At 55.3% G+C, this 25,199-nt stretch carries 15 protein-coding genes and 1 CRISPR repeat array; of the genes, 4 read left to right on the plus strand and 11 right to left on the minus strand.

The annotated features are described in order from the left end of the window. Positions 1-25: 25 nt before the first annotated feature. Positions 26-2,806: a polyribonucleotide nucleotidyltransferase gene (locus H3S97_RS02115; protein ID WP_198219470.1), complete on the minus strand. Its 2,781-nt coding sequence runs from the start codon at positions 2,804-2,806 to the stop codon at positions 26-28. 250 nt (positions 2,807-3,056) lie between these two features. Then, positions 3,057-3,326 (minus strand): 30S ribosomal protein S15, encoded by a 270-nt coding sequence (gene rpsO, locus H3S97_RS02120; protein ID WP_024626835.1) that lies wholly within the window; start codon positions 3,324-3,326, stop codon positions 3,057-3,059. 320 nt (positions 3,327-3,646) lie between these two features. Here rpsO and H3S97_RS02125 point away from each other — a divergent pair, with 320 nt between their 5' ends. The 4 genes from H3S97_RS02125 (at position 3,647) to H3S97_RS02140 (ending at position 7,057) form a co-directional block, all read left to right on the plus strand. Further along, positions 3,647-3,976: a DUF4176 domain-containing protein gene (locus tag H3S97_RS02125; RefSeq protein ID WP_198187974.1), complete on the plus strand. Its 330-nt coding sequence runs from the start codon at positions 3,647-3,649 to the stop codon at positions 3,974-3,976. Between the two features lie 56 nt (positions 3,977-4,032). Beyond that, a complete protein-coding gene (locus H3S97_RS02130) occupies positions 4,033-4,332 on the plus strand; it encodes a hypothetical protein (RefSeq protein ID WP_198219471.1) in 300 nt (99 codons plus the stop codon). A gap of 60 nt (positions 4,333-4,392) precedes the next feature. After that, positions 4,393-5,655, plus strand: coding sequence for a hypothetical protein (locus tag H3S97_RS02135; protein ID WP_198219472.1), 1,263 nt, complete (start codon positions 4,393-4,395; stop codon positions 5,653-5,655). 175 nt (positions 5,656-5,830) lie between these two features. Beyond that, positions 5,831-7,057: a hypothetical protein gene (locus tag H3S97_RS02140; protein ID WP_198219473.1), complete on the plus strand. Its 1,227-nt coding sequence runs from the start codon at positions 5,831-5,833 to the stop codon at positions 7,055-7,057. A 185-nt stretch (positions 7,058-7,242) separates the two neighbouring features. Here the strand turns inward: H3S97_RS02140 and H3S97_RS02145 are convergent, their stop codons facing one another. The 9 genes from H3S97_RS02145 to cas3 all read right to left on the minus strand — a co-directional run bounded on the left by H3S97_RS02145 (position 7,243) and on the right by cas3 (position 25,150). Continuing rightward, positions 7,243-7,959 carry a hypothetical protein gene (locus H3S97_RS02145; RefSeq protein ID WP_198177276.1) on the minus strand — a complete coding sequence of 239 codons (717 nt, stop codon included), beginning with the start codon at positions 7,957-7,959 and terminating at the stop codon, positions 7,243-7,245. Positions 7,960-8,159: 200 nt separating this feature from the next. Beyond that, on the minus strand, positions 8,160-8,438 hold the full coding sequence (locus H3S97_RS02150) for a hypothetical protein (RefSeq protein ID WP_198219474.1): 279 nt from the start codon (positions 8,436-8,438) through the stop codon (positions 8,160-8,162). 467 nt (positions 8,439-8,905) lie between these two features. Continuing rightward, a CRISPR array of direct repeats spans positions 8,906-17,027; the repeat unit is 32 nt; unit sequence ATTTCAATCCACGCTCCCGTGAAGGGAGCGAC. Between the two features lie 459 nt (positions 17,028-17,486). Continuing rightward, the gene (cas2, locus tag H3S97_RS02155; RefSeq protein WP_198219475.1) at positions 17,487-17,777 is read right to left on the minus strand and encodes a CRISPR-associated endonuclease Cas2; all 291 of its coding nucleotides are present in this window, start codon (positions 17,775-17,777) and stop codon (positions 17,487-17,489) included. 12 nt (positions 17,778-17,789) lie between these two features. Continuing rightward, the gene (gene cas1c / locus H3S97_RS02160) at positions 17,790-18,821 is read right to left on the minus strand and encodes a type I-C CRISPR-associated endonuclease Cas1c (protein ID WP_198219476.1); all 1,032 of its coding nucleotides are present in this window, start codon (positions 18,819-18,821) and stop codon (positions 17,790-17,792) included. A gap of 60 nt (positions 18,822-18,881) precedes the next feature. After that, the gene (gene cas4, locus H3S97_RS02165; protein WP_232356211.1) at positions 18,882-19,583 is read right to left on the minus strand and encodes a CRISPR-associated protein Cas4; all 702 of its coding nucleotides are present in this window, start codon (positions 19,581-19,583) and stop codon (positions 18,882-18,884) included. A gap of 10 nt (positions 19,584-19,593) precedes the next feature. Further along, positions 19,594-20,526 carry a type I-C CRISPR-associated protein Cas7/Csd2 gene (gene cas7c / locus H3S97_RS02170; RefSeq protein ID WP_198219477.1) on the minus strand — a complete coding sequence of 311 codons (933 nt, stop codon included), beginning with the start codon at positions 20,524-20,526 and terminating at the stop codon, positions 19,594-19,596. Further along, the gene (cas8c, locus tag H3S97_RS02175) at positions 20,519-22,312 is read right to left on the minus strand and encodes a type I-C CRISPR-associated protein Cas8c/Csd1 (protein ID WP_198219478.1); all 1,794 of its coding nucleotides are present in this window, start codon (positions 22,310-22,312) and stop codon (positions 20,519-20,521) included. Before cas8c ends, cas7c begins: the two co-directional genes overlap by 8 nt. Beyond that, positions 22,309-22,965 carry a type I-C CRISPR-associated protein Cas5c gene (gene cas5c / locus H3S97_RS02180; protein WP_198219479.1) on the minus strand — a complete coding sequence of 219 codons (657 nt, stop codon included), beginning with the start codon at positions 22,963-22,965 and terminating at the stop codon, positions 22,309-22,311. The genes cas8c and cas5c overlap by 4 nt, the downstream gene beginning before the upstream one ends. Positions 22,966-23,008: 43 nt before the next feature. Then, entirely contained in the window at positions 23,009-25,150 is a 2,142-nt protein-coding gene (gene cas3 / locus H3S97_RS02185; protein ID WP_198219480.1) for a CRISPR-associated helicase Cas3', read from the minus strand. Between the last annotated feature and the right edge of the window lie 49 nt (positions 25,151-25,199).

Here is a 25,199-nt window from a genome sequence, read left to right on the forward strand (position 1 = left end):
AATCAACATCCGGCATCAGTAGGAATCAGTCCTCACTGTCGAAGGGATCGAAGTCCCTGCGCACGCGGCGACGGGGACGCTCGGAGCGCTCCTCCCGGTCTGCCCGGTACTCGTCATAGTGCTCGTCGGCGGCATAGCGCGGGTTCTCCCTGCGGCCACGATAGCCGCCACGTCCGGAAGACCGACGCTCGTGACGACCGCCACGATCACCGCGGTCATCACGCTCGGCACGGCTACCACGGCCACGACGCTCGCCACGGCCACGGCCGCCACGATCCTCGTCATCATCGCGGGAGACCCGACGACGATCGCGACGGGAGCTGCGGTCCTCGTCCTCGAACCAGTCACCGCCATCCTCAAAGTCGCGGTCGCGGCTCTGGCGACGGTGCCGGGGACGGTCCTCCTGGTCCTCGTCGTCGTAGTAGCGGTCATCACGCTCGGAACGGGAGCGACGCGGGGCCTCATACCGATCCTCGCGTTCGGAGGAACGGCTGCGGCGATCACGGCGATCACGGTCACCACGACCGCTGCGCTCACGACGATCACCGCCACGGTCCCGACGGTCACCACGGCCTCCGCGATCGCGACCTCCTGCGGACTCCTGGTCCTCGAAGCCGGGGATGGCCAGGGAGATCTTGCCGCGGTCGTCCACACCCTGGACGATGACCTCGACGGTGTCGCCCTCCTTGAGGACATCCTCCACGGAGTCGATACGTTCGCCGTTGGCCAGGTTGCGGATCTGCGAGATATGCAGAAGCCCGTCGGTGCCAGGGGTCAGGTTGACGAAGGCACCGAAGCTGGTGATCTTGACCACCTTGCCGTTGAAGGTCTCCCCCGCCTCGGGCACGTGCGGGTTGGCGATCTGGTCGATGACCTCCTTGGCCTTGGCTGCGGCCTCGCCACCCTCGGAGGCGATGTAGACCGTGCCGTCGTCCTCAATGGAGACATCGGCGCCGGTGTCCTCCTGAATCTGGTTGATCATCTTGCCCTTGGGGCCGATGACCTCGCCGATCTTGTCGACAGGAACCTGGGTGGTTATGATGCGCGGCGCATAGGGACTCATCTCGGCGGGCCCGTCGATGCACTCGTTGATCACGTCCAGGATGGTGGCCCGGGCTTCCTTGGCCTGCTGCAGGGCTGCGGCCAGGATGTCGGCGGGGATGCCGTCCAGCTTGGTGTCCAGCTGCAGGGAGGTGATGAATTCGGAAGTGCCGGCCACCTTGAAGTCCATATCGCCGAAGGCATCCTCGGCGCCCAGAATGTCGGTCAGGGTCTTGTAGGTGGGCCGACCGTCGACCTCGCCTGTGACCAGGCCCATGGCGATGCCCGCCACGGGGGCCTTCAGAGGCACGCCGGCAGCCAGCAGGGACAGGGTGGAGGCGCAGACGGAGCCCATGGAGGTGGACCCGTTGGAGCCGATGGCCTCGGAGACCTGACGGATGGCGTAGGGGAACTCCTCACGGCTGGGCAGAACCGGGATCAGGGCACGCTCGGCCAGGTTGCCATGGCCTACCTCGCGGCGCTTGGGCGAACCCACGCGGCCGGTCTCGCCGGTCGAATAGGGCGGCATCTCGTAGTTGTGCATGTAGCGCTTGGTGGTGGGTCCGGACAGGGCGTCGATGGTCTGCTCCATCTTCAACATGTTCAGGGTCGTTACACCCAGCACCTGGGTCTCACCGCGCTGGAAGAGGGCGGAACCATGCACGCGGGGCACCACGTCCACCTCAGCGGACAGGGTGCGGATGTCGCGCAGGCCACGGCCGTCAATGCGGTAGTCCTGGGTCAGGATGCGGCGACGGACGATCTGGCGCTGGAGCTCCTTGAAGGCATTGCCCAGCTCCTTGTCCTTCTCGGCCTCGTCCATGTCGGTGAATTCGTCGGCCAGAGCCTCGCGGACCTTTTCCTTGATCTCGTGGATGCGCTCCTGGCGGGGCAGCTTCTCCGCGATGGACAGGGCCTGGTCCAGGTCGGCATGAGCCACCTGGTCGATGCGAGCATAGAGCTCGTCGGTGTACTCGGGGAAGAGCTGGAAGTCCTTGGTGGGCTTGGCGGCCTTGGCCTTAAGCTCGCTCTGGGCCTCGCACAGAACCTTGATGAAGGGCTTGGCAGCCTCAAGACCCTGGGCGACCACCTCTTCGTCGGGCTTGATCTGGCCCTCGTCATAGATCAGGTTCCAGGCGTTCTTACCGGCACCTGCCTCGATCATGGCGATGGCGACGTCCCCGCCCTCGACCACACGACCGGCCACGACCAGCTCGAAGACGGCGCGTTCGCGCTCACTCCAGCGGGGGAAGGCCACCCACTGGCCATCAATCAGGGCCAGACGCAGACCCGAGACCGGACCCTCGAAGGGCAGACCGGAGATCAGGGTGGAGGCAGAGGCCGCGTTCAGAGCCAGCACATCGTAGGCATCCTCGGGGTTGACGGCCAGGATGGTCTCCACGACCTGGACCTCGTTGCGCAGGGTGTGCGGGAAGAGGGGACGCAGGGGGCGGTCGATCAGCCGGCAGGCCAGGATAGCCTCGTTGGAGGGCCGACCCTCGCGACGGAAGAAGGAGCCGGGGATCTTGCCTGCGGCGTACATCTTCTCTTCCACATCGACGGTCAGCGGGAAGAAGTCGTAGTTCTCCTTGGGGCTGGATCCAGCGGTGGTGGTGGACAGCACCATGGAATCGTCATCAAGATAGGCGGCTACTGCCCCATCCGCCTGCTGGGCGAGACGACCCGTCTCGAAGCGCACCGTGCGCTTGCCATATGATCCGTTATCGATCGTGGCTTCTACAGCCGTGATTTCGGGACCCTCCATAGGGTTCCTCCTTTTGTTTACTGCTTGTTTACTACCTGACGTCAGGATGCTCGGCATCAATTGACTGCCGGAGATCCTTCTACTTCGGTCTGGTCCTGCCGAACCCCATGTCCGGCTATCTTCATGCCTTGCGGACCAGCCTTGCTTTTCAGTCCGGCACCATCTTCTGCAATCCCGTCCCGGGATCGACAGTGCCTGGTTCAGTCATGCAAAAGCGCCCGAGCGCTAGGCCCGGGCGAAAGCATGCATATCAGTGGCGCAGTCCAAGACGCTCCACCAGGGAACGATAGCGGTTGATGTCCACCTTCTTGAGGTAATCCAGCAACCGGCGACGATGGCCGACCATGAGCAGCAGGCCACGACGCGAATGGTGGTCGTGCTGGTGCTGCTTGAGGTGCTCGGTCAGGTCGGAGATGCGCTTGCTCAGCAGAGCCACCTGGACCTCGGGGGAACCGGTGTCGCCCTCGTGGGTCGCGTATTCCTTGACGATTGCCTGCTTCTGCTCACTCGTAAGAGCCACGGCTCCTCCTCTTGCATTCTTCCGTTACGCGGTGCACCAGCCCTATGCTGAAGCGCTCTCGATCCGCGGGCGAAACACGCCAAAAGTCCATTATACACATTTTGCGGACCAAACGAACAATGACGGAATCAACAAAATGAAGGAGAGCACAGCGAAAATTGGATTAACGCCAATGAGGAATGAGCCATTTCACTCCGATTTAGCGAAGATGTCGCACTTTGTTGCACGAACTGAACCTGATTTACCTTGTAGTACCATTAAAAGTGGTTAGAGAAGTTGAAGGAATGCAACTTCATTCATCCATCAAAAAGAGGCACCTAATGAAACAACCCGAGCAGAACTCCATCAAATCAGAAGATACCATTCTTCCTTTGGGATCCGTGGTGAAAACCGGAAGAGACCCGGGTACCCTGCTGGTCATCATCGCCCGCGCTCCGTTGACAGTCATGAATGGAACAACGGGTTACTTTGACTATGGTGCCGTACAATTCCCGTATGGCATGACCGATCCGGCCAAGACCATTTTCTTCAACCGTCCAGACGTCACGGAAATAGTGTTCATGGGATATATCAACGCCGAGGAACAATCCTATGAACGAACATTTGATGAAGTCACCAAATCAACCGACTACCCCCATCTTCATCTCTGATTCAGTTACCGGCCACATAGGACAAACTCGATAAAAGGAATAGACGGGAGAAGACCATGGTGGACTTTTCCGTGGATTACGGCCAGCTTGGCGACATGAGCAGAACCTTGAATCAGGCCGACGAAAACTGGGAGTCCGAAGTACACAAGATTGACGTCGATAGCGCTCAGGGTGAAAACGGATTAGGGGACGACTCAGTAGCCGACAACACGAACCGGGTCAATGACAACCTAAAACAGCGTTTGTTGAACCTTCAGCAATCTGTTCACGTTCTTAATCAGTTCATTAAGTCGGTAACCATGCAGACAAGCAATGTCGATGACAAGCTAAGCATCGAAATCAAAAAACGCAAATAAAAAATCACAACTTTTAGTATTTGCATCGACGGGGATGACACTATTTAAGGATACGACATCATGAGCGCTTCAGATTTGGATTGGTCGGCTCTTGGCCTATCAAAGAACCCTGTACCAGGAGGGAAGAACACAATTGACAGGCTGGCCTCACAGTTTGCCGAGAACGGTGACCGTTGCAAGGAAGTGAGTCACTCCATTACCAGCGCTTGCGGAAAGGCACCTGATTTCAAAGGCGATTCAGCGAAACAGCTCCAGCAGTCTCTTTCTCAGGTGGCACAGTTTGCCGGACGCCTTTCGGATGTCTGCGCGGACATCGATCAAGCATTAAGAAGCTGGGGGTCTGCAGTTGACGCGAGCCAAGATACCGCATACAAAGATTGCCAAAGGGCAATGAACCTTCGCGACTCAATCGCGCAGAATCAGAAGAAACTCGACCAAGCAAAACAGACGTTGCAAACGAACAGCGACAACCTGAAAAAGGTCAGGCAAACCAACGGGGATAGCATGTCGCGGGAGACCAATCGTCTGCTTGATGTCATTGATGCGACAAACGAGAGCATAACTCAATACCAAGGGCTCGTTGCTGACGACAAGGCCGAAATCAAGCGGTTGAAGGGTGAAGTCAACTGGGTCAGGGAACAATATAAGGACGCTGCCAAGAAAACCAAAAACGACCTTGATGGATGCATTGATGAAGCAACCGCCAAGGCTATGCAACTCAATACATTGAACCACTCTTTCACAGTCGGCGATTTTCTTTCTGGCGGTTTTGAATCATTGAGCGGCATCGCTGAACTCATGAAAGCCGATCCTGCCCTTATTGAGGGGTTGAAGACAGCAGGCCTCATTGGGGATGAGTTGGCGGGCGACTGGCTGGGACCGATAGTTGGCGGGCTTATTGAGGGGGGAAACCTGGTTGCACCGGCAACCAAAACCACGGGGAGTTTAGTTCACGCTGCCGGCAAGGCTGCCGGCACGGCTACAAAAGTTGGTACCTTCGGCTCCATAGTCGGCGGCATTGCTGATTCCGTAGGCACATACTATGCACGCAAGGAAGCCTACGGAGAACAGGCAGCTACCCAAGATGCTGTAGCTCATGGCCTGATCACTGCCTCTGGTGGTTTTGCAGGTGCTGCAGCAGGAGCCGCCGCTGGAGCAATTGTAGGCTCAATCGCCCCTGGACTAGGTACGATTCTGGGAGCTGGAATTGGTTTAGTCGTAGGATATCTCGGTGCAGCAGCCGGCAACGCTGTTTACGACGATTCCGTCAATCGCGGGAACGGAGATGACCTGCAGGGCCACATTAAGGACAATCTATGGTAGCTTTCCTGCTGTCTCCTGCATTGCCATGTGCGCGGCTCGGACTGAAACCAGTAATGATATTAGGGGGTGCATACTGATGCTGTACCTATTGATGGATGTCCTATTAGGCGCTCCGGTGTTGCTGGTCTGGTTGCTTGCGGTGGTGTCGTTCAATGCGTGGAGGTCGAGGCGGCTGATGGACCGTGTCCTGGCACCCTACCTTCTGGCGCGGGGCCTGTGCCTGCAGACCTTCCAAGGGCATGTGTGGAGGCGGCGCGGCAGGATCGGCCGCCCCCGGCCCGGGCAGGTCCTGCCCCTGGGATCGCTGGTCGTCCTGGCCGACGGGCCCGCCACCGTATCCGGGGCCTACAGAGGCACCGGATGGTTTGACGGGCTGGGAAAGGATGGGCTGGTGGTTCGTCTGGTCGGCCAGTACGTGCAGCCACCCGAACAGGCCACCAAGTCATCCGGTCCATGGTATGCAGGCAGAATCTGCTCCGTGGGCGGCGTTGCCTGCGGACCCGGCGTGGTCCCCGGCGGCGACGCCCCCCTGCCCGAGGTCGGCGTCGGGCACACCCCCGACCCCGACCTGGTCATCTTCACCCAGGACCAGGTCAGCCTTCTGGCTTGGAAGGGACCCGACAACCCCGTCACCAGGCTCCTACGCGCCCGCCAGGTCCGCGCCCTCGCCCGCGACCATCGGCGGGAGGACCCGGTCCGCCACCGGACACGGCCGACGCTGCACTGGCGCGCCAGCCGCCCCGCATGGTGGCGCTACGAAGCCATCGGCTTCCTGCCCGACCGGTTCACCCGCGTCTACTGGGACCGCGTCCGCAACCAGCCCGTCAAGGCCCCCATGCTCTACCGGACCTCGGAAGCCAGGGAATACAACAGACGACACTACTCTGTCCCCATATACACCATCGTACTGATCGTCAGCATCCTCCTGGCCGCCTTCAACATAGCCCGCGCATGGCACCGCTCCAGACCGCACCGTCCCCTTCAGGGAGGCGATGTCCTCCTGGGCATGCCCCCACGGACCTCGGCGATCGTCAGCTGCGTCCTGGGGCTCGCCATCGGCATCGGCACATGGGTCTGGGCCACCCACCGGCAGTTCCCCCAACGCCATATGACCCCGGCCAGCAGCCGCGAACTCCAAACCGCCCTTGACAACTACTGGATCGGCATGCGATACATCACCGGAACCACTATCCCCTACACCATCCACGTCCTCGGCTACACCGCATTCGTTCTGCTGCCGCTCATGTTCATCGTTGATTTCTTCACCCTTCCCGAATGGGTCCATACCTACCTGAGCTGGCCATTCTTAGCTCTGCTTATAACCTGCATGGACCTACCCCTCATAGATATCTTCTACGGTGGTTCGATAGCCAAGCGCCTAAATCGGGAATTAGCGGAGTAAAGCCTATATCCATCGGCCCCATCCCCACGGTCAATTGCGCTACAGCAATCCATGGAAGGCAGCATCCTGGTCTTATGCTCGCACCACTTGACAGCATGCGGACAGAAATCAACCTAAAACCACAACTGGCCAGTTACTGAGACCCATCGCGCAGCATATTCTAGTAAATTCAGCAATCCTATGATTCAAACAGCGGTGATGAGGCCTCCGAAGAGGACGATGGCGATGGCCGCCAGCTCGATAATGAAGAATAAGGAAAGAGCCGACCAGCTGTGGGTCAGCGTGTTCCAGGGGGAATCCTTGCGTACGCAGACCAGGATGGCCACAAAAATAACGGCGAAGACCGCCACCCCCAGCCCGGCCGCGATGATGCCCAAGTTGGCCGCGTTGGCCAGGATGGCCTGATGCTGGTAGACGACGAACGTGCTGTACCAGAAGTTCATCTTGAGCAGGCAGAGGCCGGCAATCAGCTGTTCGGCGGCCAGGCCCAGCACGAAGACCACCCGCCAGAACCAGGAGGACGACTCGATGATGGACATGCCGATGCCCATAAAGGTCAGCACGGTCACAGTCCAGGCAATCAAGGCTATGCCTCGCGGGTCCAGAACCGAGGCATAGTGGAGCACGCCCTGGGTATGGTTGATGGCCAGCGAGCGCCCATATCCATAAGGAATGACGATGGCCAGGAGGACCGCCAGCGCGAAGACCACCCAGCGGACCGGGCGGGCACGGCGCTGCTCGATCTCAGCCAGCGAATATTCAGAGTCAGGAATGGTCGCCTCAGGATGGGCTGAAACCTTGTTCGCCGCAGTCGCTTCATCCGGGTGCGATGGTGCGACTGTGGAACCAGCTGAATCGCTTCTGCCGAATTCCGCGTCATCCGCATCGTCGAATTGTTCCATCGGCGACCACACCTCCAAGTCCGCTACTCGTGGACACATCGCCTACAAGCTTATACCGGGCGGCACACCCGTGCCCAGGAGCGGAAAGTACAATTCGCAAACTCCCGTGTTTGAACTATGAAGCGGTTATGGATTCTACCCGGCACTCCTATAGCCATCCCGTTACTGATGGAAACAGTATGCGTAAGCCTGGGGATGAATCAGTCGAACTGCCTGATGCCGAGGACATCATAGAAACTCACCTTGCTATTACCACCGAAGCCCGCACCATAGCTTGTCCCATAGTATGTCCGATCCTTCTGGATCATTTTCCTGTCCTCATTATCCAGGGAATCCCAAACCCGACGTTCGGTTTCATCCATATCATCAGTGATGGGATATCTTGACGCATAACTGCTGATCCGGTCATCAGGAATATGGTCATAAGTGGTGCAGGCCTTATCCTTGGATGCCATTTTCCTCATGAAATCCTCATCCATAGCTATTCGTCTCCTCTCATATTTGTGTTCCTGAAGGGCATCATCCGATGACCCGTGGTATCACTCCCGCAGATGCGGGAAAACACAGCACTCTCGCGGCTAGGAACAAGCAAATGGCATAAAAACGAGTGACACTATGCCGAAGCAGCAACTCATAATCCTGTTTAGTAGGAGTACACTTCATGGCAGTGTTCTGGCGGAAGAACTGATTTAATGCATGTTCCGATAGGAAAAGTGCTGTCTGGGTAATTCAAAGTAACGCGAGCAGTTTTCCAATTTAGGCTTCCGCGAAAGAGGTAACGCATTTACCGCAGATAGAGAACCATTCGTAGTGGTATTCCCAACCACAATCCCTGAAGAGAGCAACCCACGAAAGTCATGTCTTGAGCCCTTTCTTGATCCATTTCAATCCGCGCTCCGTGAAGGGGGCGACAACACAACTGGCACGCTGTATTGCAAGGCCCTGTATTTCAATCCACGCTCCCGTGGAGGGAGCGACTCCGCACCTCGCTGACCGAGACGGTCCTGCAGCAATTTCAATCCACGCTCCCGTGAAGGGAACGACTGAAACATACTGTAACTCACTCATCCAACCGGGATTTCAATCCACGCTCCTGCGAAGGGAGCGACGCCATGGCTGGGAGATTTTCTTGAGGCTGTTCTTATTTCAATCCACGCTCCCATGAAGGGAGCGACTGCCTGAGCTCCGGCTGAGCGTGATTAGGCAGGTATTTCAATCCACGCTCCCGTGAAGAGAGCGACGCATCCAGTTCAACATAGGTTTTCTGTCTCACAATTTCAATCCACGCTCCCGTGAAGGGAGCGACCCTGCGCGGCCTTGGCCTGGGCCGCATGCTTTGCATTTCAATCCACGCTCCCGTGAAGGGAGCGACCCGTTGAGCCTGGCAACGGTGGGCCAGGAGCCGCCATTTCAATCCACGCTCCCGTGAAGGGAGCGACAGGTGGGGCAGTCCGGCCGGGTAGGGGTCTCCGGCATTTCAATCCACGCTCCCGTGAAGGGAGCGACGCTGATCTGCATGTAGGTCATCTCGTCCATCTCATTTCAATCCACGCTCCCGTGAAGGGAGCGACTGGAGGAGTCGGGCCTGTACCTGACCGCCACCGAATTTCAATCCACGCTCCCGTGAAGGGAGCGACCAACCGAGTCCCATGCGCCTTTGAACCAGTCGATATTTCAATCCACGCTCCCGTGAAGGGAGCGACCGGCACCGGCACCGAACCAGCCAAAGAGCGGCAAATTTCAATCCACGCTCCCATGAAGGGAGCGACAGGGCATCCACCAGCGCACCAACTACCAGGCCTGATTTCAATCCACGCTCCCGTGAAGGGAGCGACCAGCGGGGGCTTGTTCAACAGCTGGACCGAGTGATTTCAATCCACGCTCCCGTGAAGGGAGCGACACATGTCGACCCAGGGCCTGCCGCAGGCGTTGCAATTTCAATCCACGCTCCCGTGAAGGGAGCGACCCACCCTGCCCCAAGGGTCCAACGCCACCGTTGAATTTCAATCCACGCTCCCGTGAAGGGAGCGACGTTTGGATCAAACGGTTGGGCAAGTCCTGTAGGGCATTTCAATCCACGCTCCCGTGAAGGGAGCGACCCCACGCCCAGGGCCACCTTCTGCCCCATGGCGGAATTTCAATCCACGCTCCCGTGAAGGGAGCGACACTGCCACCACTCGGCACCGTCGTACTCATGGCATTTCAATCCACGCTCCCGTGAAGGGAGCGACCAGCCGGGAGATCGTCCCTCCCGGGTCGCTCATATTTCAATCCACGCTCCCGTGAAGGGAGCGACATCAGGTCATAGAGTTTCCCATCAACCATGACAAATTTCAATCCACGCTCCCGTGAAGGGAGCGACTTCTCAGCTTACCGGTCTCTTTGAGCCCGTATGTATTTCAATCCACGCTCCCGTGAAGGGAGCGACGAGCGTTAGTTGGGTGCGCCCAGAGGTAGTTGGCATTTCAATCCACGCTCCCGTGAAGGGAGCGACTGGGTGTCATCATCAACATAGTCACCAATGTTTGATTTCAATCCACGCTCCCGTGAAGGGAGCGACCAGATGGGCTATGTGACCACCAAGGGCGTGGTCGAATTTCAATCCACGCTCCCGTGAAGGGAGCGACATGGGCGATGTGGACGGGATGAGCATCGCCTGGTGATTTCAATCCACGCTCCCGTGAAGGGAGCGACCATCGTATTACCTTTCCCTAAACGTGTTCTTTCTATTTCAATCCACGCTCCCGTGAAGGGAGCGACGACCCCAGCCATGCGCGGGTGCGTTTCTTGGCTGATTTCAATCCACGCTCCCGTGAAGGGAGCGACATGGCGGTACACCAATCCGGGCACCCATTGGGATATTTCAATCCACGCTCCCGTGAAGGGAGCGACGCAGTGTAATGCTAGTTATTGCTGCGGATACGATATTTCAATCCACGCTCCCGTGAAGGGAGCGACACGTGGAGACCGGACGGCGGGCGTTCAGCGTGCCCATTTCAATCCACGCTCCCGTGAAGGGAGCGACCTTTGGACGCGCTAGCAAAGCACGCCCAACAAACAGATTTCAATCCACGCTCCCGTGAAGGGAGCGACTCCCCGTCAGACTTGTTATTGTCGTCGGGATTGTATTTCAATCCACGCTCCCGTGAAGGGAGCGACTCGGGTGCTGCCACAAGTAGTTGGCGAAATCATCATTTCAATCCACGCTCCCGTGAAGGGAGCGACACCGCTCGCCCATCGGCCCCCCGGAAAACGACGGATTTCAATCCACGCTCCCGTGAAGGGAGCGACTGTTCATTACTTGCCTCCTACCCTATGGATGACATTTCAATCCACGCTCCCGTGAAGGGAGCGACTCGTGGCACGCGCCCTGGCCCTGGACCAGGAGCAGATTTCAATCCACGCTCCCGTGAAGGGAGCGACCAGCGAAAATAGCTTGAGCGACACCGATCACACCATTTCAATCCACGCTCCCGTGAAGGGAGCGACCGGGCTTGGTCATGGCCTTAAACCGGTTGAGATTATTTCAATCCACGCTCCCGTGAAGGGAGCGACACTGTCACGCCAGCCGGTCATAGGGTTCGACATCGATTTCAATCCACGCTCCCGTGAAGGGAGCGACGCCATGGCTGCTATACCGCCATCCTCGCCAGTCTATTTCAATCCACGCTCCCGTGAAGGGAGCGACAACAAACGCCACTATCCCGTTCCAAATGCCAGAATTTCAATCCACGCTCCCGTGAAGGGAGCGACTGCCTAGTACGACCCATCCCCATGGACTGTCGAGATTTCAATCCACGCTCCCGTGAAGGGAGCGACAGACTGGGCGGATCGCGCTATCGTACAGCCAGCGATTTCAATCCACGCTCCCGTGAAGGGAGCGACGCATCAGGTCAGCCACCTGGCCGCCGTCGGCAAGATTTCAATCCACGCTCCCGTGAAGGGAGCGACACCAGGGTCACCCGCTCCGTGCCGGTCCGTCTGAATTTCAATCCACGCTCCCGTGAAGGGAGCGACCGGCAGGCCGCACAGGCAGGCCGCACACGGTGGATGTCCAGGCCAGGCCATTTCAATCCACGCTCCCGTGAAGGGAGCGACGTAAGGCTGCAGCCCGTCACCGTCGACCCCGCGTGATTTCAATCCACGCTCCCGTGAAGGGAGCGACCTCGGCCGTCCAGATATGTTTGCCGCTCTGAATATTTCAATCCACGCTCCCGTGAAGGGAGCGACGAAAAAAGCCGCCCGGGTGGGCGGCTGGATAGGTATTTCAATCCACGCTCCCGTGAAGGGAGCGACCTGGACAAGGGTGCCGGCTGGGACTGGGCCGTGACCATTTCAATCCACGCTCCCGTGAAGGGAGCGACAATGACACTCATCAGCCGTTATGCGAACTATTTTATTTCAATCCACGCTCCCGTGAAGGGAGCGACAAGGGTTCGCCCCCATGAAGCCAATCACAGGGGATTTCAATCCACGCTCCCGTGAAGGGAGCGACCCGATCATGGATAAGCTGTATGAGGCCATGTCACAATTTCAATCCACGCTCCCGTGAAGGGAGCGACCTGTGAGTTGTTTGGGTTTGAATTGGGCGGTCACGGTATTTCAATCCACGCTCCCGTGAAGGGAGCGACTAGCTTATAAGGCTTAAACAGTATGCTAACCAGATTTCAATCCACGCTCCCGTGAAGGGAGCGACACCTTTGGCTTGCCAAGCTCCTGAGACCGGGCATATTTCAATCCACGCTCCCGTGAAGGGAGCGACGGCAGCTTCTATGCGATGCCCGTGGTCGACGGAGTATTTCAATCCACGCTCCCGTGAAGGGAGCGACATAAAAGCCCCGGCGAGAGCTGCTACAGAGCCTTATTTCAATCCACGCTCCCGTGAAGGGAGCGACCATTACGGGTCAGCCGGTTTTTACTAGCGGCACAGATTTCAATCCACGCTCCCGTGAAGGGAGCGACACCCTTGCCGATATAGCCGCGGGTGTTGTCGATATTTCAATCCACGCTCCCGTGAAGGGAGCGACACCACGCTCCCGCCCGACCAACCCGCCCAGGTCGAATTTCAATCCACGCTCCCGTGCAGGGAGCGACAATCCAAACTGCGGATGTAACCGTCATCCACACTATTTCAATCCACGCTCCCGTGAAGGGAGCGACCATGGCCGGTGTCCGGTTCCAGTCCGGAGGACGACATTTCAATCCACGCTCCCGTGAAGGGAGCGACTTTGAGATACGCAGAGTAGGAGGCAAAAGCCGATATTTCAATCCACGCTCCCGTGAAGGGAGCGACAGCCGCACCTTCGACAAGTCTGCGATGCCTTCGTATTTCAATCCACGCTCCCGTGAAGGGAGCGACGGACCAAGCTCGATCAGATCGACCTTGCCGACCTATTTCAATCCACGCTCCCGTGAAGGGAGCGACCAGCCCGAGACTCCTGACGGTCCGAGTCCTTGGCATTTCAATCCACGCTCCCGTGAAGGGAGCGACCAGATCCTCACGGCCCTTGCCGTCGCAGATGCACCAATTTCAATCCACGCTCCCGTGAAGGGAGCGACCAGCTGGATGCGGTCCCCGCTTGATGCGGTCTGATTTCAATCCACGCTCCCGTGAAGGGAGCGACTGCACCGAAAGGGACCCCCCGGCAGGCACCAGGGGATTTCAATCCACGCTCCCGTGAAGGGAGCGACGTGAGCAGTTGGTCGTTCAGCGCAAACGTGGCTTTATTTCAATCCACGCTCCCGTGAAGGGAGCGACCGGCTGGCATGATTGGCATTGTCGCCCAATCGCCGATTTCAATCCACGCTCCCGTGAAGGGAGCGACCAGATTCGGTATGAGTTCTTTATCCGGCATGTTCAATTTCAATCCACGCTCCCGTGAAGGGAGCGACCCTTATCGGTCTTGGCGTTCATGTCGCAGAAGATATTTCAATCCACGCTCCCGTGAAGGGAGCGACCCTCTTGTTAAGCCCAAGCTCTATGTTTTCCGTCTATTTCAATCCACGCTCCCGTGAAGGGAGCGACCTGAAAAGTAGAGTCGGCGCTTGGCAGTCACACCTATTTCAATCCACGCTCCCGTGAAGGGAGCGACTGGTGTCCGTGTCCTTCCACATGGGGGTCATTGTATTTCAATCCACGCTCCCGTGAAGGGAGCGACTCTCCTGCACCCCCCATCTGGCGACCGACCCGCACATTTCAATCCACGCTCCCGTGAAGGGAGCGACTCTCGTCGTCCAGGACGTGGCTGGGGTCGCCCCAATTTCAATCCACGCTCCCGTGAAGGGAGCGACCAGCAGGGAGGGGGCCTGGGACGAGCTCGGCTGGTCATTTCAATCCACGCTCCCGTGAAGGGAGCGACCAATGGGCCAAGCCTGAGTTGCTGGCATGCGTAATTTCAATCCACGCTCCCGTGAAGGGAGCGACAAGCATCGCTCAGCAAGTAGCGGCCTGCCCATAAATTTCAATCCACGCTCCCGTGAAGGGAGCGACAGGCCGCCAAGGCGCAGACCACGGCCGACGGGAAATTTCAATCCACGCTCCCGTGAAGGGAGCGACCGAAAGGCCCAGCGTAGGCGGCGAACGTGCTGGATTTCAATCCACGCTCCCGTGAAGGGAGCGACAGTCAATATATCAAATATATTAATAATATCTAAGGGATTTCAATCCACGCTCCCGTGAAGGGAGCGACAAGGTCATACAGTTTTCCGTCAGCCATGACAAAGGATTTCAATCCACGCTCCCGTGAAGGGAGCGACGCGGCAATATCAGCGGCAGCAACCCCAGCGGCAATTTCAATCCACGCTCCCGTGAAGGGAGCGACACCCATGATGGCTGTAGCCAAGGCTGCCCCGTCATTTCAATCCACGCTCCCGTGAAGGGAGCGACAAGAGGCCCGTCTAATACAGCTAAGAGAGGCTGAATTTCAATCCACGCTCCCGTGAAGGGAGCGACCCCGGATGATACGCTACGAGGCTTTCAGGATGATTTCAATCCACGCTCCCGTGAAGGGAGCGACGGCCGTGAACTCAACCGGTTCCAAGCCTTTGAGACATTTCAATCCACGCTCCCGTGAAGGGAGCGACCTGCCCGTACGTAGTGATCAGGTGGTTGACTTTCTCATTTCAATCCACGCTCCCGTGAAGGGAGCGACCCAGGCCTGCCGGGACCCGCTCGAGGTTGGCTTCATTTCAATCCACGCTCCCGTGAAGGGAGCGACCCAGGTGTGTACAAACAGTGTACTATTTTCCCCATATTTCAATCCACGCTCCCGTGAAGGGAGCGACGCGTCCACGATCCAACGGAAAGCGCCAGGAGCTATTTCAATCCACGCTCCCGTGAAGGGAGCGACACGCGCAAACCATCGCAGATTGCCAAGCTGACATGATTTCAATCCACGCTCCCGTGAAGGGAGCGACTCTTGGTTGCAGCCAGTTAATAATCTTATCTGCATTTCAATCCACGCTCCCGTGAAGGGAGCGACCGGCCCACGTAGCAGGTGTCCACGGCCGCATCCTTATTTCAATCCACGCTCCCGTGAAGGGAGCGACCTATTTTTTTCACTTTGGCGATCCGGGTCTGCATATTTCAATCCACGCTCCCGTGAAGGGAGCGACGCCGAGCGGTGCGAGGTCATTCTCGATCTGCTTGATTTCAATCCACGCTCCCGTGAAGGGAGCGACCAGTTCTTACAGGGGCACGGTGAACGGCCATGTTGTATTTCAATCCACGCTCCCGTGAAGGGAGCGACATAAGCAGACCGTGGCCCGGTGGATGAGGGGTAATTTCAATCCACGCTCCCGTGAAGGGAGCGACCATGCTTTTGTCAAGTCTTGCGTACATGACTATTATTTCAATCCACGCTCCCGTGAAGGGAGCGACGCTTATGATCAGCTCCACATGATGATCTTGCTGATTTCAATCCACGCTCCCGTGAAGGGAGCGACCGTGTCCTACCGGCTATTCGATCCACCACAGGCATTTCAATCCACGCTCCCGTGAAGGGAGCGACGCTTCAATTATTTGCTGTTTCGCAGACTCTGATATTTCAATCCACGCTCCCGTGAAGGGAGCGACAGGCAGTTCAGGCCTTATCAGGGACAGCGGTTTATTTCAATCCACGCTCCCGTGAAGGGAGCGACAGGCGCAAGGCGCACAGCTTACCGCTGACGGGAAATTTCAATCCACGCTCCCGTGAAGGGAGCGACCGGGACTATTTCAGCACCTGGCGCTTCCCCCTGGCATTTCAATCCACGCTCCCGTGAAGGGAGCGACCTTTATTTGCCGTACTTACGGCATCAATGACAAAATTTCAATCCACGCTCCCGTGAAGGGAGCGACATTGGACATCAGAAAAGGCATCCAGCAACTGCATATTTCAATCCACGCTCCCGTGAAGGGAGCGACAAAACAGGAGGTAGGTACAGACATGAGTGTTGCAATTTCAATCCACGCTCCCGTGAAGGGAGCGACGATGATCCAAGTCAGTCGTGGTATCGATCAGCTTGATTTCAATCCACGCTCCCGTGAAGGGAGCGACGCCCCACCAGCGCCTAGCTGATTGACGATCTCGTAATTTCAATCCACGCTCCCGTGAAGGGAGCGACCCTTGCACAGCCGGAATCTTGGCAAATTCCCCGATATTTCAATCCACGCTCCCGTGAAGGGAGCGACCTGCATGATGGCCCTCTTAATATCCAATTTTCACATTTCAATCCACGCTCCCGTGAAGGGAGCGACGGAGCTGAGGCAGAGACTTGCCCCTTGCTAGTGCATTTCAATCCACGCTCCCGTGAAGGGAGCGACCCACCAGCCTCGATCAAATGACCGGCATGGTGCAATTTCAATCCACGCTCCCGTGAAGGGAGCGACCAGCAGCGGCAGTATCAGACCCGAGCGGCAGTAGGATTTCAATCCACGCTCCCGTGAAGGGAGCGACGAGCGTATCGACACGATCCACGGCAGCACCAATGATTTCAATCCACGCTCCCGTGAAGGGAGCGACTCAGCTGCGGATACCGTTGTTCCAGCACGTCGTGATTTCAATCCACGCTCCCGTGAAGGGAGCGACAGCACAATGATACATCTAATGGCCAATATATGGTCGGCCTTTAATGGCCGACGACTTCCAAAAGCCTAACCCAACTACCTAGTTTCTATTACTAGTCGCGGAATTGAAACAGTGCTTTAAGTCGATAACATCACTATTCAGTTATCAAACAACCGTTCATCCGTTTCACTAAAATTCTAGCTTTTTTCGGACCTATAGCTTTCCGCTTGTAACTTTGAAAAGAACACTGACCACAAAACATGCGAAATGTAGATCGAATGTTGTCATAAAGCAACGATCTGCAGCGCGAAGGATCAGACGAATACATGATTGCTAGAGTTTCGCATCAACTATGGTCCAGAACATCAGTCAGCATAATGCACTGTTTACAGAATTACACCAACCACTTAACCAGCATCTAATTTCAGTGACTCAAACAATACAAGACAATCAAAATCATATAACCAAAGTCCCATGATTCTATAGCATCATCACTTGATCAACAGGGATATGGCGCCTCACACCGTAGTAATGGATCCTTCGGGAATACCTGGCACCCAGGTCGTACATAATCAAGCTGTCTTCCTGAGGATTGATCAACGTCATCAGCCGCTGTTTTAGGAGCTCACGGTCTGCAGGAGTAACCACGCATTCAAACACACTATTTTGCACACGCTGCCCAAACTTCATGCACTCATGGCCGACCTGTCGCAACCTCCTTCGGCCAGCCGCCTGGCAGGTGTCGACATCATAGGCAACAACCACCATCATTATTCTTCCACCCTACTTCCAAAACATTGGCGGATAGGCATCCATATCCCCACGTATATATCTAGCCAGCAATAATGCCTGTGCATAAGGCACCAAGCCCCATGGCACTTTCTCCTTAAGAAAGGGGTGCATGATTTGCTCATTTTTGCGCTTCTGCCAGGCTGAGAGCACCTGCTTCCTCCCCTTGTCGTTAAGGTAAGTTCCTCCGTTCTCTCGAATCTCGAAATCTCCGGCCTTAATCACATGGGTGTTGACCAGCGACAAAGCCAGCCGATCCGCAAAGACAGGGCGCAATTCCTCAACAAGGTCCAGAGCCAGCGAAGATCTGCCTGGCCTGTCTGTATGCAAGAATCCAACATAAGGATCAAGACCAACACCTTGAAGTGCAGAACGACAATCTCCGGAAAGTAGCACGTAGATAAATGAGAGCAGGGCATTCATCCTATCCATCGGTGGCCTTCGGCTGCGCTGCTCGAAGTAGAAATCATCCTTATTTGTGAGGATGAGATCATCGAAGGCATAAAAGTAGCACTTCGCGGCCTCCCCCTCGACACCACGAACCGAATCCGCTGTTAGGCAACCGTCCAATTCCTGCAAGGCTGCCAACAGACGGGCACTCTGCTTTTTGACACGAGGCACATTGATCCGTAAAGCGTGGTCTCGGGTAGCGCGCTCCAACACCTGTCGCGCATTGAATATCTTGCCCATGACGAACGAGGCTGCAATCGAACAGACCTCATTATCATCATCGGCCATGTGATACTGACGGCGTCGCAAAAGCACATTTCTGTTAGCTTCTCCAAGCACAGACCCGTAGTACTTGCCCTGAGGAGAATAGAAGGTAAATGAGACTCCAAACTCATTGCACTTACCCAGCAAGGCCGGCGAGGCACCCTTGTAACTGAAGCAAAGAATAGACTCCAAGGCACGTAGAGGAATCCGCCCCATGACGCGGTCCCCCTCATTCACCACGACGTTCTCCTGCTCCAGGGAAAGGTAGGCATCCTCTGTAGTGACAAACAAGGTGTTCAACATCTGTCTCAATGAATCATCGCTTCCCTCTGGTGTTTTTCCCTCAATAGACTCTCATTGCTCAAATTACCCCTACAGCTCTTTCAAGGTCTTTCGAATGTAGTCGGCAGCGGAAGACTTATGCACAAGCTCGGGCAGGCAGATATCCTTCAATGAGCATGCCCGACATCCCGTCTTTGGCTTCACCTTTGGAGTATGGCCTCGCCGATAAAGGTCCCGCATCTGCGCCAGATCATCGACTACCTGGGCGCGAAGATCATCGTTGAGTTCGACCACTTCACGGCGCTTGGTCCGCTGGTAGAACAATGCCCCCTGGCCAATGCTGCAGGAGAGCATTTCTTCCAAGCACATGGCTTCGCCGCACAATTGCAAACGATCAGCATTATTGACCTTGCTGGAACCATGCTTGTACTCAATAGGATAGGGTCTCCAACGTCCTCTTCTGCCTGTCAATGCAACTCCATCCTGAGCTGCATGAAATTCGACGATGTCACAATCGCCGACCACTCCCAGCCTTCGGGAGAATACACGCAGGTCGCGCAATATCAAGGTGTCGCCACGTTTTTCTGAAGCATGGTAGTCGTGAGCACGCCGATGTTCGAAGTCTCCTGCATATGTTCTGGTGTTGTCACGCCATTGCTCCTCTATGTGGATCAATGCCCATTGGCGCTTACAGAATTCGAAATGCTGAATGCCAGACAGGGCCAGCCATTCATCCTCAGGATATTCGGCCGGCCCTGTGGCCATGGACAAGTCCATGGAATTATCACTCATTGCAGCAGACTCAGCCATCCACCATTTCAGTCAGTTCGACCGACTGCGGAATAGCTGAAGTATCGACGGTCACATCGTAATCCGAGAAGCTGTGCGGGGTCTCAACCTCAGGCTTATGGGCCACATGAATGCTATCGAACAGCTTGTAGGAGGGAGCATCGCCAAGATCGTTGCTGTGCTTGAAGACATAGAGCTTGCGAACAGCCATCTTGCCCCTAGCTGCGGAATGATCGAACTCGAACATGTTGAGAATAGCCTGCCAAAGCATAGCCAGGTCCTCCTCACTAAAACCGGTGGTCTTTTGTGCAAGTTTGGCATTCACATAGCCATCAGCACGGTATAGACCGTAAGGAACGATGGACTTGTTACCCATCTCGTTGTTCTTGTTCTCTTGGTCTTTTTCTGTAGTAATGGCCACCCTGGTGATGGTGACAGACCGCGGGAAAATCGGATCGATGGACTTCGAGAATCCAAGTTGCACAGGGCCACGCACCTGGCCACAGGCCAACCCGCCTTTGACGAAGGTGGTCATCACCGCGCCAAAGGTCCTGATATCGAAGAAATTGGAGCACATATAATCGAGGATTAATCTATCCAGCTCGCCGTTTTCCTTCTTGGCCTTCTTTAAAGCCTTTCCGATGCTGTCCGCATCGGGATTCCCATTGACACCAACCGCTTTCAGCGCCTCAGCATCGAGGCGGTTCAGAGGAACCTGCTGCTTGATATAAATACGCCAGGGCGCCTCATCCCCATTAATCAGCTGCACATAGTTACGTATCTTCCTCTTCAGGCAAACATCTGTAACAATTCCAATCCCGGTCTCACTATCGGTTCGTGGCATATTGCCTGAGTCCGGATCTCCGTTGGGATTGCCATTCTCAACATCGTAGAGAATGGAGAAATCATACCTATTTTGGATAGCCTTGGCTGTTTGGTCACTCATTTACAACTCCTTCTTCATTGTTGGTTTCCTTATTGTCGTCCTTGTTCTTGCTCTTGTAGCGCTCCTGAGTCTCGAAATAGTATCCGAGCTGGAAAGCCCCCTGTTCAGGCAGCGATAATCTCGTCGGGAAGTTCTCGCCGATTCTGATCATCAGATCGGCGATACGCTTGGTATAGTAAATCTGCGTTCCAGTCGAAAGTTTTCGCAGGTGCTTTTTCGCCAAATCGCTCAAGTGCGGGAAAACCACGGCTGGCATGGTCGATGCATTAGTGAAGAACCGATCAGCAATCGTGGTTTTGATATCAGGATTCGCAGCATGTTGTATATCCTCATACAGGGCGAACAGTCGTCCTAGGACATAGGGCACATTAGTGCTTTCTTTATTGATGGACACTTGCAATACCTCCTTAGGGCATTGGTTGTTTGGATGACGAAGAAAATACGCTTTGATAATTGCAGCCTTGGCGCGGGGCACGTCATGCTCAACGCCAATGCGGTTCTCAACAGCAGTCAGGAGCGCCGTAGGATAGGGCGCACCTGTAAGAATGGCCTTAAAAAGGTCGGAAACTGTATGGGGGGAAGCAGGGATCCTCTTTTTCCCACCATTGGCGGGCGGTACAGTTTGCGCAAGCAGCATCCACACAGGTAGGTCACGACGCTTGTCAAATTTCGGGCGTTCGATATCCAGATCTTCATAATGCCGACGTACATGCTCCATGTAACTGCCATAGGTGTCCTTCAAGAAGAAGGACACCGAAAGTCTGGCGGCGTTGGGGGCAAGTCCAAGGATGTAGAAATGCTCATCCGGATTAAGCCTGACACCATTGAAATCAACTGGGTTTCCTTTAGACAAGGCCGTGACAGTGGCTATCAGATCCTGTTGATCAACCCCTACGGCGCCTTCAATACACATGTTCATCTCGGCTGAGTACTCAGCCTGTCCTGATTCTGCCCAAGAGACAATCGTCAAGGAACCATCATTGATAGTTCTTGTGTACTGATCGTCCTTCAACACAGTATTCAAAGCTGTAGTGTAGGCAAAGGCTTCGCGTTTGCTCATGGGAGCATTTTGATCCTGCTTTTTGTTGTAGGAAAGATATGCTGGGGCATTGAAAGACACCAGTGCGGATCCACTGGATTGTGCGTTGCGGACGCCTCTGATATTTGGATGAGTAAGAGCGGGAACGACGGCTTGGCCTGAAACAACACTTTGCATGGTTTCAGAACCAGCGGCCGGATCATCACCGTCCTCGTCACCCGAAGAGAACCATGAATCCCAGTATCTTTGCATGGTTGGGTTTTCAGATAAAGGTAAGCCGCTGCGGCAGAGGACGAAATTACCGGTCAAGGCCTTCTTCCAGTCCCCTTCGCCTAATTTCTCCTCGACAACTGCAGCTTGAGGCGTCCGGGAAAAGAAAGCGAGCACTGCACGGGCTTCATCATCTTCGGCGTTTGCAAGCACCTGACGATGCAATTCAGCAGCAGCTGCAAAGCGCTTAGCCGCCTTGTCTGTTGCACCGTTGGCATCTGCACCTAGCAGGTAAGAGGAGTTGTCGCAGAGGAAATTAGCCTGAATTTTCACCGTTCGTAATGCATGTGCCGGAACAGGCATCATACGTCTGAACTGCTTGTTCTTTGTCAATGTCCCAAATGGAATGACATGGGTTATGGCCCCGTCATCCGCTATGTCCAGTCCCCACGGAACATTTTCAACGCTGTATCCATACCGCGGTGCCTGACCAGCCTCCACCAGCCGGTCGTAAAGTCTGACTAGTTCGCCAATCATGAGCTCACCCTCGGATCAGTTGCATCCAGCACGCCGTTAATCAACTCAGCTCTGAAAAACATAGGTTGCGGATCCGCAGGATCTCTATAGTCCATGTCATATAACATGTACCCCAGATCCCGACGACCGTTTTCGAATCCCTTGGGCTGACCCTTATCGACATCCCAAAGCCGAAAATCGACAGGGAACTCCCGTGTTCCGAAATAAGGGTGGTGATAGTATTGCCCGTTCTGAGCCCGTCTATTGAACATGCTGATGAACTTAGCCGGCGTATCCCCTTCAGCTGCTTTGCTATTCATATCAAAGTGCGCCTCAATCACATAGTGAACGTCTCGCAGAATGGTGGAAGCACGCTGTTGGATGTCTGAGGAAGCATAGATCGCGCTGTCTTTGGAAGGATCATTGATCATCGACCTGATGGTATCGGCCGAAATCACGCTGCTGACCTCATTGCGACGAACACTGGTGAATCTGATAGGATTCATAACCACGATCCTGTCAATCCGCCAGACCATGCCCGGATGCCAGAACACAGCCTCCAGAATCCCTCGTGCCGCCGACGGCGTCATCACGTCGTACGAGACCCTCTCTACTTTCATTTCCGGTCTGGTGAAGAGGGCGTACGGACCCCAGACCTCAAGTTGTACTGTCATTGGTCTCCTTTCCTATTGCCGGTATTGCTTTACGTTTCAGTCATCAATACTGCAGACCGTTTTGAGGCAGCTGATCTTCATCGACCTGCAGACCTGTAGCACTGTCGTACATGCCCATGTCCAGCAGAATAAATGCATCGTCATCCGACTTTGCACCATGCTCCGCCAGAGCGGATATCTTTCCGGCCTCTTTGAGTCTGTCCAGCTGCCTAGGCCAGACATTGACCGCGTACCGGCCCAATCTGCGGAACAGCCCTCGCGTATAGCAACGAGGATCAGTCAGCTGGGCACACAGGGCGCTCGCTTCTTCATTGACCGGTATATAGACGGGAACAGTTGGCGTATCAATCAGCTTGAACCGCTCAGCAATCTGAGCGAACGGCATACGGCATCCTGATATTCCACGCTCATGAGCCTTGAGAATCTGCCGCTGATCGAGACTCTCGTCCCCACACATTCCAAAGAGCCTGGTGAAATATTCATGAATCGCTTTTGAAGATGACAGGTCAGCATTGTCTTCCCGCACCAATTCGAAAGCCAGCATATTCTGTTTCAAAAACGAAACCTGGCCCTCATCAGTCGAAAAAACATGAACCAGCGAGGCATCCGCATCACGTCGACCTTCTCTATTGCAACGGCCAGCTGTCTGAAGAATCGAATCAAGGCCTGTCTGTTCCCTATATGCCTCGGGGAAATCGACATTCACTCCGGCCTCTATCAAAGACGTGGATACGACCCTGCAAGATTCTCCTTGAGCGAGGCGATCCCGTATCTGCTTCAGCAAACGTTCCCTGTCATAGGCACATTGCAATGTAGTCAGGCAGAAAGTGCCGTCTTCAAAACCATGCTTTCGCACCGCTGCGGAAATGTACTGCGCTTCCTTACGTGTGTTGACTACGCACAGGACCTGATTATGGCCTTCCACTGCTGCAGCCATCTCATCCATGTCCTTATGACCGTCATCGACGATTCGGTTGCGCCGGAATTGCGAGCGCTCCTTTTCGCTCAATGGAGCAATTTCTGGAATTGCCAGATTTGGACGTCGAAGAGCTTGGGCAAACAAATCCTGCAAGGCCGGCTGTGTGGCTGTACACAGCACCGCAGTGACATGATAATTGGTAACCAGCTCAGCTATGGCTTGTAAACATGGTTTAAGCTGAGGCAAGGGCAATGTCTGGGCCTCATCGAAGATCACAACAGAGTTGGCTATGTTATGAATCTTCCTGAGTTTAGAAGCCTTGTTGGCGAACAGACTTTCGAAAAACTGCACAGCAGTGGTTACGATAACAGGCATGTTCCAGTTCTCAGCTGCAAAACTACGATGCAGATCGTTTGCTGTAAGCTCGTTTTCCTCCTTCAATTGGAAAGCCGCATCTGCATAGTGTGGCAAAACCTCATCTGGCCCAAGGAGGGTTTCAAATTCCTTTACCGTCTGGTCGATGATTGACGTGTAGGGCACGACGTAAATGACCCTATCCATATGATGCGTTTTGGCGTGTTCAAGCGCGAAAGTGAGTGAGGAGTCTGTTTTGCCACCGCCTGTAGGAGCGGTCAGCGTGTATAGACCTGGTTTCCATTCAGGATCGGCTCCGTGAGTAAGGCAGTCACGCAATATGGCATTGCGCTTTTCATTCAACGACGTTCTCGCCTTCGCCGACAGGAAGGATTCAGCCCTGCGCTCCATGATTTCAGCAAGCGCCATGATTCTGACCGACTGATGCTCACGCAGCTGCTCAGCCAGCGCTTTGCTTATTTCACGTAATTCCTGTGGAGGCGGCATTATAGAGCTGGACAGACGATCAGGACCGAGATCTTGAAGCAGCTGTTCGAGGAATGGTGATTCATCGCGCTCTACTTTGCCATTGACAAAGAACTCGGCATCCAGCCGATCTGCATCCACTAGTGCTGATTCGTGCATACGGATACGCATCATATCCGAGAAATGCGATCCCAAAGAAGCGAGCGGCTTGACTTCGGGAAGAGTGATCTCATCCTTCCAATGCGAGGCATCAGGGTTCGGACGCTTCATTCTGCCGACCAAGGTGCTTGAATTCTCGGTATCAATACAATTGCCAAAATCCGGCAAACCAGCATGATGTCCTGCAATGGCAAACGTGGCTTCTTGAAGATGACGCTTATAGGCTTCTTTCATCCCGTATGAGGAGTGATTGACACTACTGCTCATCATAAGCCTCCCTGATCATCCTCTGGAATTCATCCGAATACTTGCCTAT

Source organism: Bifidobacterium choladohabitans, from assembly GCF_016102005.1.
Taxonomy (GTDB): Bacteria; Actinomycetota; Actinomycetes; order Actinomycetales; family Bifidobacteriaceae; genus Bombiscardovia; species Bombiscardovia choladohabitans.